Below are 16,763 nucleotides of genomic sequence, written 5' to 3' on the forward strand. Positions count from 1 at the left end.
AAATGAACACGATACCGGCGCGCAGCGCCCGTGATAACCAATCAATGCGCATATCTAATTCGCGCTCGCCGATAAGCGCGCGTTCGTTCAGCTTCCGTCCTTCGTCGCCGGATCGCTGAAGAAGTAGTCCTGCCACGACTTCGGCTCGTTTCTGATCGCGCCGACGCGATGCATGAATTTCGCGAGCGCCAGCGTGTTCTGCGGCGCGACCGTGAATTTCACCGACGGGTCCTTGATCACCTTGATGAGCAGATCGCGGTCGAGCTTCGCGTTGTTTACGCGCAGATAGATATCGGCGGCCTGCTCGGGATGCTGCGTAATGTATTGCGCGGCATCGGCGAGACCGGCGACGAACGCGCGATACGTCTTCGGATTCTCGTTGCGGAATTTCTCGGTCGCGTAGAGCACGGTCGCCGAACTGGGGCCGCCGAGCACGTCGTATGAATTGAGCACGATATGCGCCTTCGGATTGCCCGCGAGTTCCTGTTGCTGGAACGGCGGATTGCCGAAGTGCGCGTTGATCTCCGTGCCGCCCGCGATGAGCGCCGCCGTCGCATCGGGATGCGGCACCGCTTGCGTGAGCTTGTCGAGGCGGTCGAATTGCTTGTCGCCCCATTGCTTGGCCGCCGCGTATTGCAGGATGCGCGACTGCACCGACACGCCGACCGCCGGCACCGCGATGCGGTCCTTGTCGGTGAAATCGGCGATGGTCTTCACGCGCGGATCGTTCGATACGAGGTAATACGGAAAATTGCCGAGCGACGCGACGCCCTTCACGTTCTGCCGTCCGTGCGTGCGGTCCCAGATCGTCAGCAAGGGGCCGACGCCCGCCGCCGCGATATCGACCGAGCCGGACAGGAGCGCATCGTTGACGCTCGAACCGCCCGACAGTTTGGCCCAGTCGACCTTGATATCGAGCCCTTCCTTCCTGCCTTCCTGCTCGATGAACTTCTGATCGCGCGCGACATTGAGCAACAGATACACGACGCCGAATTGCTCGGCGATGCGCAAGGTGCCTTCCGCATGCGCACTCGCCGATGTAATGCCGAGCGATACCGCGAGCGCGGCCACGAGCGCGCGTGCGGCGCCCTTGCCTGATCGAGAATGCATCAAAAACCCCGTGAATTAAGCGATATTATGTGTTCAGAAAGGCGCGTCGCCTTCGATGGTCGTGCGAAACAGCTTGCGCCTTTGATCGTCCGGCGTGCCCGCCGCGAGATGCATGACCGAGCGGTTGTCCCAGAACACCATGTCGCGCTCGCGCCATTGATGCCGGTAAATGAACTCGGGCCGCGTGCTGTACGCGAACAGTTCGGCGAGCAAAGCACGGCTTTCGTCTTCGGGCAGACCGATCACGCGCGTGGTGAAATGCTCGCTGACGAAGAGCGCGCGGCGCTTCGTTTCCGGATGCGTGCGCACGATCGGATGCGTCACCGGCTTGACCTGCGCGACCTGCTCTGCCGACAGATTGGGACGCCACGGACTGCGCTTCTGCAACTCGCCATACTTGGCGAGATAGGTATGCTCGGCAACGCGGCCTTCGACGGCCTGCTTCAGATGCGCGGGCAGCGTGTCCCATGCGAGATGCTGATTCGCGAACAGCGTGTCGCCGCCGACCGCTGGCAGCTCTTGCGCATGCAGCAGCGAACCGAGGCTCGGCTTCTCCTTGTACGAAAGGTCCGAGTGCCAGAAGTGACCCGCGTCGCCGAGCCCGATCGGCTTGCCGTTCTCGACGATGTTCGACACGATCAGCACTTCCGGATGCCCCGCCAGCCCGAACTGATGCAGGACGTGAATCTGCAGCGGGCCGAAGCGCTTGCTGAACGCGACCTGCTCGTCCGGCGTGATGCGCTGATCGCGAAACACGAGGACGTGATGATCCAGATGCGCGCGATGAATGCGCGCGAAGTCCGCGTGCGACAGCGGCTTCGACAGATCGAGCCCGATCACTTCGGCGCCGAGCGGCGCGTCGAACTTGCGAATCTCGATGGGTTGATCGGCGGCTTCCGCCGATGTCGCGAGTGAAGCGAGGGCGGGATTGGGGGCGGTCTGAATCGTCACGGTCGAGCGGATACCAGTCTATGACTTCGGGGAAGCGAAGAATCTAACGCGCGACGATCCGGGCGGCAACGAACGATGCGAGCTTTGGTTATGCGTCGACGTGATAAAGCGGAGAGCCGGGCGGATTGATCGGATCATTGATGCCTGAGCAAGCGCGACTAATCGGCGATATCGAACGGCAATTCGACCTGCACCGGCTCGATGAAGCCGCTCTCGTCGCGCCCGGCGAGCGCGCTGACTCTGACGCCCAGAAGCCGGATACGCCGGTCGAGCACGATGCGCTTCAGGCACTCGGTCGCGGCGCGGCGGATCTCGACGGGATCGGCCGTCGCCACGGGAATGGTCAGATCGCGCGTCACGGTGCGGAAGTCGTCGAAGCGCAGCTTGATGCCCACCGTGCGCCCGACATAGCCCTTGCGCTGCAAGTCGTCGGCGACGCGCGTGCACAGGCCGGTGAACTCCGCAGAGAGCGTCGCGCGATCCTGCTTCGGATGAAAGTCGCGCTCGAAAGTGGTTTCGCGGCTCATCGACTTGGGCGTCGAACTCACCACGACGGGCCGCTCGTCCTGTCCCTGCGCGATGCGCGCGAGCCACGCGGCATACGTGTGACCGAAGTGCGTCTGCAGCAAGCCGGGATCGGCGGCGGCGATGTCGCCAACGGTGACGATGCCGAGCGCCGCGAGCTTCTCGCTCGCCTTCGGACCGATGCCGTTCACCTTGCGCGCGGCGAGCGGCCAGATGCGCGTGGGCAGATCGTCCATCGTGAGGAGCGTGAGGCCGTCCGGCTTGTCCAGCTCGGAGCCGATCTTCGCGAGCAGCTTGTTCGGCGCGATGCAGATGGAGCACGTCAGCCCGGTCGCGTCGTGCACGGCGTCCTTCATGCGTCTGCCGATCTCAGCCGGCTCGCCAGGCAGCTCGCTCACATCGATATAGATCTCGTCGATGCCGCGGTTCTCGATCTGCGCCGTGAAGGTCGCGATGGCCGCCTTGAAGAGGCGCGAATAATGGCGGTACGACTCGAAATCGGTCGGCAGGAGAATGGCGTCGGGCGCGAGTTGCGCGGCCTTCATCATGCCCATCGCGGAGAAGACGCCGAACTTGCGCGCTTCGTACGTGGAGGTGGTGACGACGCCGCGGCCCGCGTAGTCGCGCAGACGCCGGAAGCGGCGCGTGCCGTCGGGAAGCGTTTCGGGCGTGGCGCTGCGGCCGCCGCCCACCACGACCGGCATGCCGCGCAACTCGGGATAGCGCAGCAGTTCGACGGACGCGAAGAACGCGTCCATGTCGAGATGCGCGATGCGGCGCGGTGCGGGGGTCAAGGACGGCGCGTCCATTGGGGCGCTCAGAACAAAATGGCCCTACTGTACATCCATACAGTGAATCGCGCCAGACCTCACCGTGTGCGCGAGCGCTGCTTCACTCCGGAGTGCGCTTTTCGGCGAGCGCGCGGCGGCAATCGTCGAACACCTGACGCACGACATCCGATTGATAGTTGAGATCTTCGCTGTCGAGGATTTCCTCGACGGCATCGCGCGCCCAGTCGGCCTCGAGCATCGCGCAATGCTGGGTGGCGATTTCGCGGGCGATGGCCGCGAGCTTGGCGACCGTGAGCCAGTCCGCGAGCCGTTGATGCCGGTCGAGCCACTTGTGCGCGGCCTGCACGTGAAACGAGGCCGCCGGCCAGTCGCCATTCAGGTAGTACGCGCCGAGACTGCCGCACGTGAGCCAGCAGAGCAGTTCGGCGCGGTCGCGGGCACTGAGGATACGAGACACATCGTTCATGGCGGCCGTTCCGTATGAAACCCCTATGAAAACACGATAGCACGGGATGGTGCGGCGCGGCGGTGGCTGCCCGCAATGCGATCGGTTTCACGGTGCGCTGGCGAACGCTTCGTCATGCGAAGGGCGGCAATGCGCGTGACGCGGGGCCGTCATCGGGGCCTCTCATTTGTTTCTAATTCGCGCGGCATAACCTGATTTCCGTCGGCCCCACACAGGCCTTCTTTCAATGACGGGAGCACATCATGTTTGAACGTTTTTCGAAATCCCTCGGCAGCTTTTTCCTCGACCGCGACGCCAGCGACGAATACCTCGCGTCATCGAGCGATCTGGCCGATCTCGAACGCCGCATGCGTCAGGTAGAAACGCAGGATCACGACTACAACGCGTACTTCTGCGGCGCACTCGGGCGGCATCACGATGCGCCGTGACGCGCGCTATTTCGGCTCCTCGCGCCCCGCCTGCCCGAGCATCACGGTCCAGCCGAGCCCGCGCACGTTGCGAATGACGCTCGCGCCGAATTTCTTGCGCACCGAATGGATCAGCACGTCGACCGCGTTGCTCTCCACTTCCTTGCCCCATCCATAGAGGCGATCTTCGAGCTGATCGCGCGAAAAGATGGTGCCGGGACGTTCGAGCAGCGCGTGCATCAGCGCGAACTCGCGCGCCGACAGCACGCCGGAATTCTCGCCGCACGTGAGCGTGCGCTGATCGAGATTGAGGCAGAGCGAATCGTCGCCGAGACGCGAGACCGCGTAGCCCGCCTTGCGGCGCAGCACCGCGCGGATGCGCGCGAGCAGTTCCGGCATGTCGAAGGGCTTGAGCAGATAGTCGTCGGCGCCGAGATCGAGGCCCTGCACGCGCGTGTCGAGATCGTCGCGCGCGGTGAGGATCAGCACGGGCGTTGCGTTGCCGGCGGTGCGCGCCTGACGCAGCAGTTCGATGCCGGTCATGCCCGGCAAGCCGAGATCGAGCAGCACCACCGTGTATTCGGCGGCGCCGATGGCCTCGCGGCCCGCGTTGCCGTCGCGCACCCAGTCCACGGCGTAATCGGCATCCTTGAGCGCACGCATGAGGCTCGTGCCGATCTGCACGTCGTCTTCGATCAGGAGAATTCGCATGTTCCACCCCGCACCCGGCGAGAAGGGCGCGCCACGCGCCCGGGATGCGGCACAAACGAATAAAACGCACGACCGGTCTTTTCGAATGCTTTTACTGACCGGCCATATTCGCCTTGCGCCACGCAGCGAATGCATTGTAATCGGCGCAAAACCTTATGTGTTCAATGCCGGCGCGGCCGCGTTCTCGCTGACCTCCTCCACTGGAAAACTGATCGATGCGACGATGCCCGAGCGAGCGTCGGTGCGATTTTTGAGCGTCACGTCGCCGCCATAACGCGCGGCGATCGCTTTCACGATGGAGAGGCCGAGCCCGCTGCCCTCCACGTCCGGGTTCGCGCGAAAGAAACGGTCGAATACGCGCGGCAGCAACTCCTCGGCGATGCCCGGCCCCGTATCGACGACATCGACCCACACCAGGTCGCCGTCGCGCCGCATGCGCAGATCGATGGTGCCGCCATCGGGCGTATAGCGCACCGCGTTCGACACGAGATTGCGCACCGCCATGCCGATGTCCGTCTCGACCGCGCGCACATGCACGTCGAGCATTTCCTCCGCGCCGATGTCCATGCCGCGCGCAATCGCGATCGGCAGCACGTCGGCGACCGCGCCCGTCACCACTTCCGACAGATCCACGCGCACCAGCGGCGTGCCGCTCACCGGCGCATCGGCGCGCGCGAGCCGCAACAGCTGCGCGATGAGCTTGCCGCTGCGCGCAATGCCCTTGCGCAATTCCTGGAACCGCTCCTGATTGCCGGCGACGATATGCGGCGCGAGGTTATCCGCCTGAAGCTGAAGCGCGGTGAGCGGCGTGCGCAGTTCGTGCGCGGCATCGGCGATGAACTTGCGCTCCTTTTCGATCGAAGTCGCGAGGCGCTCGATCATCGTGTTGATCGAATGGATGAAGGGCGCGAGCTCGGTGGGCACGCCGACCGTCGGCAGCGGCTGCAGATGACCCATGTCGATGGCCCGCACCTCCGCGCCGAGTTCATTCAACTGCCGCAGCGAACGCCGCACGACGAGCGCGACGGCGATCCACACGAGCGGCAGCAGCACGGCGATCGGCCAGAGCGTTTGCGTCGCGGCTTCCTGCGCGATCTCGCGGCGCACCGACGAACGTTGCGCGACCTGAATCGTCATGGTCGGCTCCTGGCGCGTGAAGACGCGCCAGTGCTCGTCGTTGACTTCGGCGCCGGAGAAACCCGCGTGCGCGTCGCGCGGAAAATGCAGGGACGGGTCGGTGGTGCGGAACGGCAGATCGGCGTCGGCCTTCCACACGACGACCACGACATCGCGATCGTCCTGAGAGCCGCGCGCGGGATTTTCCGGAATGCCTTCGGCATAGCCGTCGCGCATGCGCGCCGCCACCTGTTCGAGCCGCAGGTCGAGCAGCGCGCTCATGCCGGTCTTGCTCAACTGATATGAACTCACGCCCTGCACGACGCCGATCACCGTCACGAGCAGCCCAAGCGCGACGACGAGTTGATTTTTCAGTGATTTGATCATTCGAGATCGCCGCTTCGGAAGGGAACGGGGCGTTTCGCCAGCCCGTTCGATTTTAGGCGACATTCCCGGTGATTTCGGTCTGAAAGGGGACATGTGCTTGGCGCGCCGAAAAAAACGCCGGTCCGCACGCGGCCGGCGCCAAGGGCTGAGGAGATACGAGAACGTGAAACGGACCGTCGTCCGCCGGAGGAAGCGCGCTGTCCGTCCACGAAATCAAGCCTAGGCGCGAAGAATTAGCATTGAATGAGCGCGCGGGAAGCTTCGTCGAGCAGCGTTTCGCCGCGCGGGATAACATTGCATCCGGCGCATTTTCATCGGCGACATTGCTTTGGCTGCAAGGAATTCGCAAGCCAGAGGCCGCCGCCGCATTCCATCCATCGTGCATGGCTTCGCTCGCGCGCATCGTCGTCGGTTGCGCGCCGTGGAAGGCATGTCATCCGAAACGCATGTCACAGAACAGAAAAACGGCACGTCCCCTCGTCATCGCAGCGGTGATGGCCTCGATGGCCATGGTCGCGATCGAAGCCACCATCGTCTCCACCGCGATGCCGCAAATCGCCACGCAGCTCGGCGGCCTCAATCTATATAGCTGGGTGTTCTCGTCGTTCCTGCTCACGCAGACGGCGCTCACCGTCGTATTCGGCAAGCTCGCCGATCTGTACGGCCGCAAGCCCGCCCTGCTCGCGGGCATCGCGATCTTCCTGATCGGCTCGGTGCTCGCGGGCTTCGCCTGGTCGATGCCCGCGATGATCGTGTTCCGGCTGGTTCAGGGCGTCGGCGCGGGCGCGATCCTGCCGGTCGCGCTGACAGTCGTCGGCGATCTCTATCCGGCCCGCGAGCGCGGCAAGGTGCAAGGCTATCTCGCGAGCGTGTGGGCCGTGTCCGCCGTGCTCGGCCCGATGGTCGGCGGCCTCTTGATCCGGCAGTTCTCGTGGGCGTGGATCTTCTGGATCAACGTGCCGATCGGCATTCTGGCCGCCCTGCTCTTCACGCTCTTCCTGCACGAGGAAAAGCGTCACGACCGTCCGGCGATCGACTTCGCCGGCGCGTTCTTTTTCACGGCGGCCGTTGCCGCGCTGATGATGGCGCTCACCGACGCCGGACATGCGAGCAGCACGCGCGTCGGCGTGGAGATCGCGGTGCTGGTGCTCGCGATCGTGGGCTTCGTGGTGCAGGAACGCCGCGCCGCCGATCCGATGATCTCGTTTCGCCTGTGGTCGCATCGGCCGATCGCGGCGAGCAACGTCGCGACCCTCCTGGCCGGCATGGCGATGATGGGCCTCACCACCTTCCTGCCGATGTACGTGCAGGGCGTGATGCACCGCACGCCGGTGGAAGCGGGCCTCGCGCTCACCATGATGATGATCGGCTGGCCGAGCGGCGCGACCTTCACGTCGCGCGCGTTCAGCCGTATCGGCCTGCGGCGTCTCCTGATGGTCGGGCCGGTGTTCATTCCGCTCGGCGCCTTGCCGTTCGTGCTGCTCGGCCCGCAATCGAGCCCGGTCTGGGCGGGCGTCGGCTCCGCGGTGCTCGGCTTCGGCATGGGCATCACGAGCGTGTCGTGCCTCATCCTGATTCAGGAGATCGTGCAGCCGCTCGAGCGCGGCAGCGCCACCGCATCGAACCTGTTTTCGCGCAATCTCGGCAACACGCTCGGCGCGGCCGTCTTCGGCGCGGTGCAGAATTACGGCCTCATGCATACGGACGGCCTGCCGCCCGTGCATGCGGATCAGCTCAAGCAACTGCTGTCGAGCGTGCCGGGCGATTTCGCGATGAACAACGAAATTCGCCTCGTGCTGCATCATTCGCTGCACATGACCTTCACCGCGATGTTCGTGATCGCGCTCGGCACCGTGATCGCGATGCTGTTCATGCCAAAGATCGAGATCGGGCGCGCGAAGGAGACGGTCGAGAAAGTGGGCGCGGAGAACGCCGCGAAATCCGCCGCGAATCAGGCGTTCCACTGAACGTGCGGCGCCGATGATCTCGAGCCAGTACATCAGCCGCATCACGCTCATGCGCGACAAGGCGCCGTCTTTCGACGTCTGGCCGTTCTCGCTGCCCGCCGTGCGCGCGCTCGACACGCTCGAACCGCATCCGAAGGTCACCTTTCTCGTCGGCGAAAATGGCTCGGGCAAGTCGACGCTGCTCGAAGCGATCGCGGTCTCGATGGGCTTCAATCCCGAAGGCGGCACGAAGAACTTCCGCTTCGGCACGCGCGTGTCGCATTCGGCGCTGCATGAGTATCTGCGCATCGCGAAAGGCTTCAAACGGCCGCGCGACGGCTTCTTTCTGCGCGCGGAAAGCTTCTTCAACGTGGCGACGGAAATCGAGCAGCTCGACGACGAACCGGGCTTCGGCCCGCCGATCATCTCGTCTTATGGCGGCAAGTCGCTGCACGAGCAATCGCACGGCGAGTCCTTCCTCACGCTGTTGATGGAACGCTTCGGCGGACAAGGCCTCTATCTGCTCGACGAACCCGAGGCGGCGCTGTCCCCGCAGCGCCAGCTCGCCGCGCTTGCGCGCATCCACGATCTCGTCAATGACGATTCGCAGTTCATCATCGCCACGCATTCGCCGATACTCATGGCCTACCCCGATGCGTGGATCTATCAATTCACGGAAGACGGCCTCGCGCGGGTCGCCTATGAAGACACCGAGCACTTCAAGGTGACGCGTGCGTTTCTCGCCAACCCCGAACGCATGTTGCGCACGCTCTTCGACGGCGAGCGCTGAACGCGTCCCGCCGGCGTGACCGGCGGGACGCGACGTGATGCGGCACGCTCAATCCTGTGCCTGAATCAGCGGACTTTGCTGCTTGGATTTATCGACGCTCGCGTCATTGCTCTGTTGCGCATCCTGAGCAATGGTCTGCATGTTCATGCCTTGTTGTGATGTGGGCGCGCCGTCCATCGGTGCGTAATGCGGCGCGGGACCATACCCGCTTGCGAGTGCGTAGGATGCGCCCGCGAGCGCCGCGACGAAGATGATGCCTTTAAGATTGCTGATCATGATAGTGCTCCTGAGGGTTTCACATAACCACTTCAATCGGCCTCATTGCACTGCCTGCCAAGCAACCGACCTTCTGAAATGTGCACGCAGTCTACGTGCGTGAACCGGCGTTGAAATCCCCTCAAAAGCAAGGATAGGAATGGATGGCTACGCGCGCTGTGTAGGGAGCGCTTTGCGCATTACTCCTTGTCCACGACAGCGCCGCGCGCGGCTCGCCGGCGCCTGTTGAAGAGGCACGGGTGCGATGGGTCGTCAACGGGTAAACTGGCGAAATCAGACTTCCTCCGCTGCGTTGACCATCAGAACCATGACCAGATCGAGAGCAGCCGTGCCCCAGCTCGACCACGGACCCGACACGCCAGGCGAGCCCACGATGAGTCACGCGCAATATCACGCGCTCGTCGATGCGATCGAAGACTGCGCGATCTTCATGCTCGACCTGAACGGCCGCATCACGAGCTGGAACACGGGCGCGCGCAGGATCAAGGGCTACGAGGCGCACGAGATCATCGGTCAGCATCTGTCGCGCTTCTATCCGGCGGAGGCGGTCGAGCGCCGCTGGCCCGAGTACGAGCTGAAGCAGGCATATGCGACCGGGCGCTTCGAGGATGAAGGCTGGCGCGTGCGCAAGGACGGCACGCTGTTCTGGGCGAACGTCGTCATCACGGCGGCGCGCGATACGAAGGGCGAGATCATCGGCTACGCGAAATGCACGCGCGACCTCACCGCGAAGCGCGCCGAAGAGGAAAAGCTGCGTCTGTCGGAAGAACGCTTTCGTCTGCTCGTGGAAAGCGTGAGCGACTACGCGATTTTCATGCTCGACCCGGGCGGCCATATCGCGAGCTGGAATACGGGCGCGATGCGGATCAAGGGTTATCAGCCGTCAGAGATCATGGGCAAGCATTTCTCGACGTTCTACTGTCCCGAGGATCTGGCCGCCAACCTGCCCGAGATCGAACTGCAGACCGCGATCCGCACGGGCCGCGTGGAGAATGAAGGCTGGCGCGTGCGCAAGGACGGTTCGCTATTCTGGGCGAACGTCGTCATCACCGCGGTGTACGACGAGCATCGCGTGCTGCGCGGCTTCGCGAAGGTCACGCGTGACATGAGCGAGCGCAAGCGCCTCGAGCAGCTCGAAGTATCGTCGCGGCGCATCAGCGAGTTTCTCGCGACACTCGCGCACGAGTTGCGCAATCCGCTCGCGCCGGTGCGCAACGCGATCGGCGTGATGCAGATGGAAAAGGGCATGCCGCAGCGGGTCAACGCGTGCCGCGACATCATCGACAGACAGACCTCGCATCTCGGCCGGCTCGTCGACGATCTGCTCGACATGGGCCGCATCACGACGGGCAAGATCGATCTGCGCATGGCGCGCGTCGATGTGAGCGATATCGTCGCGCGCAGCATCGAGCTGGTGCATCCGTTCATCGACGAACGCACGCAGCGCGTCGTGACGAAGCTGGCGCGCGATCCCGTCCATGTGATGGGCGACCCCACGCGGCTCGTGCAGGTCGTGCAGAACCTGTTGAACAATGCGTCGAAGTTCTCGCCGCGCGGGAGCACGATCACGGTCGAAGTCGAGCCCGAGACGAGCGCGCTGCTGCTCAAGGTATCCGATACCGGGCGTGGCATTTCGCAGAAGGGGCTCACCTCCATCTTCGATCTGTTCGTGCAGGAGGACCACTATCTCAATCCTGGCGAGGCGGGGCTCGGCATCGGGCTTACGTTGTGCAGGTCGATCGTCGAGATGCACGGGGGGTCGATTTCCGCCGCGAGCGACGGGCCGAATCAGGGCAGCACGTTCACGGTGCGATTGCCGTATGCATCGGTGGATGACGCGCCGCGTCCGCATCGCGTGCTCGCGCAAAGCGCCGCGCGGGAGGTCGGCGATGGGTTGCGCGTCGTCGTGATCGACGATAACCAGGATTCGGCGGACAGTCTCGCCATGCTGTTGCAGATGAAAGGGCATGACGTGCGTATCGCGTATCACGGCAAGGAAGGGCTCGATGTGGTTCGGCATTTTCCGCCGGAGCTGATTTTGCTCGATCTCGCTTTGCCGGATATGGATGGGTATGCGGTGCTGCGGGCGCTGCGCTCGAAGCGGCTCATCGGGGGGGCGATGGTCGTCGCGATGACGGGGTTTGGGCAGGACAGCGACAAGGAGCGCTCCGCGCAGGCGGGGTTCGATGCACATCTTGTCAAGCCGGTGGATTTCGAGGTGCTGGATCGGTTGTTGGTTCGGGTGGCGGGGCGGTGATTTTTTTGCCGGAGCTTGGGTTGTCGCCGGATCCCGTGTTGGTGTCGGGCGCGTCAAATCGGTCGACGCGACAAACATCACCATCGAATACTGCTGCGCCTGCTGGCTCGCAGGTCTCGTTCGGCATTCAGGCACGCGTCAACGGAACGCTGCAATGTTTCGTCCTCTCGTTACGTTCGCGCTGGCGTTGCTCGCGTTGAGCACTAACCTTCGTTTATATCGAAGGCGATCACAACAGCGTCCGCGATACGGGCGGGCATGGCGGCGTCGTGCAATTGCCAGACAGGACAGACCGCGCAAACTCGGAACCGCATGCATTTCGACCACTACGCTGAACGAGTCCAGAGGGCATGATAACAAGCCCGCGCTCGGCGGGCTTGAGTGCGAGGTTCGCTCGTTACGCGCTGGCAGCCAACAGCATCTGCGTGTCATTCTGCGCTGGCGCTACGAACGCCGACGTCGCGGATGAGTCTGCTCCGTACACAGCCATAGCGGCCACGAGACTATCCACTTGCTGCGTGGTGCTGTCCGCAGGACCGATATCGCGGCCACTCATCATAGTCATAGGTCCGACATCGACGTGCCCTTCACGATCGTCGCCACCGCGACCCGTACCAGCGCCTTCGCCGCCGTGGCCTCCCGCTCCCTTGTCGGAACCATTCATGTAAACGTGGGCCTTCGTTGAACCTACCGAATTGCCATTGCCGAAGACTTGAATCGTCATGTTGTAGTTAGCATCCGACGAGTAAATCGTGTTGTTGTCTCCGTACACACAGAAATTTCCGGTTGCGCCGCCGAGCGTGATGACCGCGCCGGACACATACATGTCGCCGCCGCCAGTGCAAGCAAGCGAAGACCCAACACCAGCCTTGATCGTGTTGCTGTTCCCATTCGCCGATACACTGCTGTGAGCGCCAGCGGTAATGGTATTGCCCGATCCAGATATGTTAGCCCCTGCGTTATCCGTCATGCTAACCGTCGTGTTGCTGCCTTTGATTACCGACCCTTTAACATTTGCAACAGCGCTTACGATTGACCCTGCCGTCGTAAGCGTTACCGTCTGATTGTTGCTGGTCATCCAGACTGTATTCGCCCCGTTTACAGTGGCGCTGGTTCCTGCACCGCCTAGAGCAACGGTATTGCCGACAGAATTGACGGTCATGTTTTGGCCGAATACGCCGGCATATTCACCACTGTACGAGATCATGGTGATTCGCCCGTCAACTCCTGACACGTCTGCGCTCGATCCTGTACCCTTTAAATTAACCGTATTGCCATTTGACTGCACACCGTTACCTTTGCCGGTCAAGTTCGCGTTTGCGCCGCTGTAGGCCCCCAGCGTGACGAAATTGTTGGAACCATTGACGTCACCCCAGAACCCGGTTCCGCCATTGATCGTCGAATTGTTGGTATTGATCGTTGTGCCGGTCACGGTTGGCGACGTGTTGATCGTGGAGCCCGGCGAGGCGAAGGTGATCGTCTGATTGTTGCTGGTCATCCAGACCGTATTTGACCCGTTGATCGAAGCGCTCGTTCCTTCGCCTCCGAGCGCGATAACGTTGCCAGCCGAATTGACCTTGAAATTTGCTCCGAACAGTCCTACCGATGCGCCACTAGAAGCTCCTAGTGTAAGTGTATTGTCTGAACCACTGATGCTACCTCCGAACCCGGTTCCACCATTGATCGTCGAATTGTTGGTGTAGATTGCTGTGCCGGTCACGTTCGGCGACGCGTTGATCGTGGAGCCCGGTGAGGTGTAGTCGAGCGTCTGATTGTTGCTGGTCATCCAGACTGTATTCGCCCCGTTTATGGCGGCGCTCGTACCTACGCCCCCTAGAGCGACAACATTACCAACGGAATTGACGTGAAAGTTTGCTCCGAACAGTCCTGTGTACGCACCACTGTTCGCGATCATGTCCACGACATTGTCCGATCCAACGACGTTTGCGCTTGACGCGTTCAACCCGAAACTGATACCGCCGCCGTTCGCCGCTACGTAATTGTCTTTACCAATCAACGCCACCCGGCTTCCGCTGTAAGACGCCATCGAGATACTGTTACGAGAACCATAAATACCTGCCGATGATCCATTACCGAGATTGAAATCGTTGTCATCTCCATGGAATTCGCCGCGTGAGTTCGTGGTCAAGTTGATATGGAAGCTCGATACGTCCGAGACGACATCCTGACCGTAGAAAGTTTCGGATCCGATGCCTCCGTTAAACGCCAGCAGCACGCTGCTACTCCGAGAGCCGATCTCGGAATATTCGAACGCGTTACCGGCGAGGGAGTTGGTCGTGAGAGCGTCGCCAGCCTGACCGGCCATGACGAGAATCGACTGACCGTTTTGGTTGATGCTTCCAAAATCCAGGATGAAGTCGTTCCAGTCTTTCGATCGCATGAGCTGGTTATCAAGCTCTTGGAAGTAGTCCGCGATTCCGTAGATGGTCGACATGCCCCAACCTACAGCCGTAGCGACTGCTCCGATCGCGCCCGCTGCGGTACCCATTGATGCCGCGGCAGCGACGAGAGCTCCTTCCCCCGCTAGTGATGCCATCGCTCCCACTCCAGTGGCAACCACTTGACCTAACCCGGCCGCGTCGCCGACGATCGCGACAAAAGCCGCATCGCGCGCGCGCGTGTCGCTCGCTGTCGACGCGATATGGAAGTTATCCAAGTCATTGCTCAAACTAGCAGCGCTAGCAGTTAGGCCGGCGAGGTTGGAGAAGCCCTTTGCGAAAGGCGATGAAGCAAGTGCAGTGGTCGCCGCTACGAAGTTTGCGCCAGCTCTTGCAACGTCTTGCTGAGTTGCGTTGCCCATCCGATTATCGGCGAGGGTACTTGCGAACGAACTCCATGCGCCCATCGCAATCGCTATATCAGATGAAGTTTGGATCGTTGTAACACCCGACATTGTTTTTCCCTTTACTTTAATTAGAAACCTGTCGCGAGGCGAAATCCGATAGCTGAATTCCTGATGCCTCTACTGCCTCCACCCCAGCTAGCGGCCCGAACCCCTTGAGGAATCGTTGCCCAACTGGCACCTCGTATGGAATGCGAGCGGCATTGGTCTTCGGGGACGCGCGGGAGCGCGGCTGTTAGTGCATTACTATTCTCGGAGCATCCAGACAGCCATTGGCTTGCGTCTCCCAACATGTCGTACAGGCCCCAAGGATTCGGCCTAAACGAGCCAACCGGAGAGGTCCATAGATAGTTATCGTTGCAGGGAGCAACCGGAGAATCCGGATCGAGCGCTTTAGCGGTCTCATCACGCGTATTTTCGTACAGACACTGCTCTTTTCTGCCACTTCCCCAATACCTAGACGTTGTAGTGCCCGCGCGAGCCGCGTATTCCCATTCTTCGTTAGTCGGTAGTCGGTAACTGTGCTTAATTTTTCCGGAAAGCTTTGTATTCAGCCAAGCGATATATTTCTGAGTGTCATCCCATGACACGCATACGACTGGATCATCTTCGGTTTGGGGGAATCCCGGGTGTTTCCAATCTGCATCTCTGACAAACGCCCAATCGGTACGATTGAAAGTCCTACAGCCTTTGCCTTCAAATCCTGTCTCGTTTGCAAAAACCGCAAATTGCTTTCGCGTCACGTGATATCGGCCGATCGCGAATGATCTAACTTTCACAGAACGTGGGGGACCCATGACCGTGAGGTCGAACTGATATTCCTTTTCATCACCCTCAAAATCCTCTCGATTTGCACCCATCATGTACTCGCCCGCCGGCAACACGACCATCTCCGAGCAATAGTCGCAGTCCTTGAACGTTGTTGCGGGCGGCACAGTCTTCGCATAAAGCGGAACCGCCGTAAGTGATGCGAACCCCAGACCGATTAGTAACCGCATTCGATAACGCTTAAACATCAGTGCTCCTTTGGTTGTAGAAGTTTTTGTCGTTAGTGTTAATTCACGCTGACCCATTCGAGCCGGCCCAACTTTGCGGCAAGATCAATCCGCGCATCGAGTGCCAATGATAAAAATTTAATAAAATTTAGCGCCTTTTCAACTTGAGAGCGCTTGTATCCACCGCTGTTTCTATGATTATTAGCGTTCTGCAGCGAGACGAAATCCTTGCGTAGAATCTCGAGTATTTGAATAATTCCCCCCCCAGCTTGCAGCGCGAATGCCGGTCGGAATCGAGGCCCAGCTTCCGCCCCTCTGCTTGTGTCCGCGACATCTAACCTCTGGAACAGGAGACAAGTTAGCGGTAAGTCTTCCTCCGTTTTCGGAACACTCCAGCATCCACTGCGTCGCATTGCCCAGCATGTCGTACAAACTCCATTGATTAGGCTGAAAGGAACCCACCGGCGAGGTCCAAAGAAAATGATCATCGCAGGGTGCAACAGGGACGTCTGGTCCCAGGGCCTTGGCCGTTTCGTCGCGTGTGTTTTCGTAGCGGCATTGCTCTCGTCTGCTAGTTCCCCAGTACATCGGCGTTGTCGTTCCGGCTCGCGCGGCATACTCCCATTCTTCTTCGGTTGGCAGCCTGTAGCGATGTGTGGTCTTGCCTGCAAGCTTGCTGTTAAGCCATTCGATGTACTGCTTGACGTCGGTCCATGAAACACAGACGACCGGATCGTCGTCGGTCTGCGGAAAGCCAGGGTTCTGCCAGTCAGCATCCGCAACGAGATCCCAGTCGACTCGTTTGAAGGTCATACAACCCTTTCCTTTAAAGCCTGTCTCCCTCGCAAAGACGCCAAACTGTTTGCGGGTAACATGAAAGCGCCCGATGGCAAATGAATTGACATGCACGCTATGGGGTTCTCCCTGTACAAGACGTTCAAGTTGATACGCTCTGGAATCGTCCCCAAAGTCCTCCTTCGTGGCTCCCATCATGTACTCGCCCGCCGGCAACACGACCATCTCCGAGCAATAGTCGCAGTCCTTGAACGTTGTTGCGGGCGGCACAGTCTTCGCATAAACCGGAACCGCCGTAAGTGATGCGAACCCCAGACCGATTAGTAACCGCATTCGATAACGCTTAAACATCAGTGCTCCTTTGGTTGTAGAAGTTT

14 protein-coding genes are annotated in these 16,763 nt (G+C 61.2%); 4 read left to right on the plus strand and 10 right to left on the minus strand.

Features of this window, described 5'->3' with window-relative positions:
* Nucleotides 1-87: 87 nt before the first annotated feature.
* The 4 genes from NK8_RS20490 to NK8_RS20505 form a co-directional block, all read right to left on the minus strand.
* Nucleotides 88-1,110 (minus strand): ABC transporter substrate-binding protein, encoded by a 1,023-nt coding sequence (locus NK8_RS20490; RefSeq protein WP_213229316.1) that lies wholly within the window; start codon nt 1,108-1,110, stop codon nt 88-90.
* A 33-nt stretch (nt 1,111-1,143) separates the two neighbouring features.
* Nucleotides 1,144-1,989, minus strand: coding sequence for a TauD/TfdA family dioxygenase (locus NK8_RS20495; protein WP_225936336.1), 846 nt, complete (start codon nt 1,987-1,989; stop codon nt 1,144-1,146).
* 230 nt (nt 1,990-2,219) lie between these two features.
* Nucleotides 2,220-3,380 carry a DNA polymerase IV gene (gene dinB, locus NK8_RS20500; protein ID WP_162067845.1) on the minus strand — a complete coding sequence of 387 codons (1,161 nt, stop codon included), beginning with the start codon at nt 3,378-3,380 and terminating at the stop codon, nt 2,220-2,222.
* Between the two features lie 97 nt (nt 3,381-3,477).
* Nucleotides 3,478-3,843, minus strand: a complete 366-nt coding sequence (locus NK8_RS20505) for a hypothetical protein (protein WP_061178978.1) — start codon at nt 3,841-3,843, stop codon at nt 3,478-3,480.
* 242 nt (nt 3,844-4,085) lie between these two features.
* Between NK8_RS20505 and NK8_RS20510 the strand changes: the two genes are divergently transcribed.
* Nucleotides 4,086-4,271 (plus strand): DUF3563 family protein, encoded by a 186-nt coding sequence (locus NK8_RS20510; RefSeq protein WP_162067846.1) that lies wholly within the window; start codon nt 4,086-4,088, stop codon nt 4,269-4,271.
* Between the two features lie 6 nt (nt 4,272-4,277).
* Here NK8_RS20510 and NK8_RS20515 read toward each other — a convergent pair whose 3' ends face one another.
* A complete protein-coding gene (locus tag NK8_RS20515) occupies nt 4,278-4,961 on the minus strand; it encodes a response regulator transcription factor (protein WP_162067847.1) in 684 nt (227 codons plus the stop codon).
* 153 nt (nt 4,962-5,114) lie between these two features.
* Complete coding sequence (locus NK8_RS20520; protein WP_213229318.1) at nt 5,115-6,464, minus strand: ATP-binding protein; 1,350 nt, start codon at nt 6,462-6,464, stop codon at nt 5,115-5,117.
* Between the two features lie 446 nt (nt 6,465-6,910).
* Here NK8_RS20520 and NK8_RS20525 point away from each other — a divergent pair, with 446 nt between their 5' ends.
* Together NK8_RS20525 and NK8_RS20530 are read left to right on the plus strand one after the other, a co-directional pair.
* Complete coding sequence (locus tag NK8_RS20525; protein WP_213229320.1) at nt 6,911-8,431, plus strand: MDR family MFS transporter; 1,521 nt, start codon at nt 6,911-6,913, stop codon at nt 8,429-8,431.
* Nucleotides 8,432-8,444: 13 nt separating this feature from the next.
* A complete protein-coding gene (locus NK8_RS20530; protein WP_213229322.1) occupies nt 8,445-9,200 on the plus strand; it encodes an AAA family ATPase in 756 nt (251 codons plus the stop codon).
* Between the two features lie 48 nt (nt 9,201-9,248).
* On the opposite strand, the gene NK8_RS20535 is transcribed toward NK8_RS20530, so the two are convergent.
* On the minus strand, nt 9,249-9,476 hold the full coding sequence (locus NK8_RS20535) for a hypothetical protein (RefSeq protein ID WP_162067851.1): 228 nt from the start codon (nt 9,474-9,476) through the stop codon (nt 9,249-9,251).
* A 373-nt stretch (nt 9,477-9,849) separates the two neighbouring features.
* Here NK8_RS20535 and NK8_RS20540 point away from each other — a divergent pair, with 373 nt between their 5' ends.
* Nucleotides 9,850-11,733, plus strand: coding sequence for a PAS domain S-box protein (locus NK8_RS20540; protein WP_213230468.1), 1,884 nt, complete (start codon nt 9,850-9,852; stop codon nt 11,731-11,733).
* Between the two features lie 397 nt (nt 11,734-12,130).
* Here NK8_RS20540 and NK8_RS20545 read toward each other — a convergent pair whose 3' ends face one another.
* The 3 genes from NK8_RS20545 to NK8_RS20555 all read right to left on the minus strand — a co-directional run bounded on the left by NK8_RS20545 (nt 12,131) and on the right by NK8_RS20555 (nt 16,737).
* Nucleotides 12,131-14,554 (minus strand): DUF3060 domain-containing protein, encoded by a 2,424-nt coding sequence (locus NK8_RS20545; RefSeq protein ID WP_213229324.1) that lies wholly within the window; start codon nt 14,552-14,554, stop codon nt 12,131-12,133.
* A 113-nt stretch (nt 14,555-14,667) separates the two neighbouring features.
* Nucleotides 14,668-15,612, minus strand: coding sequence for a formylglycine-generating enzyme family protein (locus tag NK8_RS20550; RefSeq protein WP_213229326.1), 945 nt, complete (start codon nt 15,610-15,612; stop codon nt 14,668-14,670).
* Between the two features lie 180 nt (nt 15,613-15,792).
* Nucleotides 15,793-16,737, minus strand: a complete 945-nt coding sequence (locus NK8_RS20555) for a formylglycine-generating enzyme family protein (protein ID WP_213229328.1) — start codon at nt 16,735-16,737, stop codon at nt 15,793-15,795.
* Nucleotides 16,738-16,763: the final 26 nt, after the last annotated feature.

This window comes from Caballeronia sp. NK8, from assembly GCF_018408855.1.
Classification (GTDB): Bacteria; Pseudomonadota; Gammaproteobacteria; order Burkholderiales; family Burkholderiaceae; genus Caballeronia.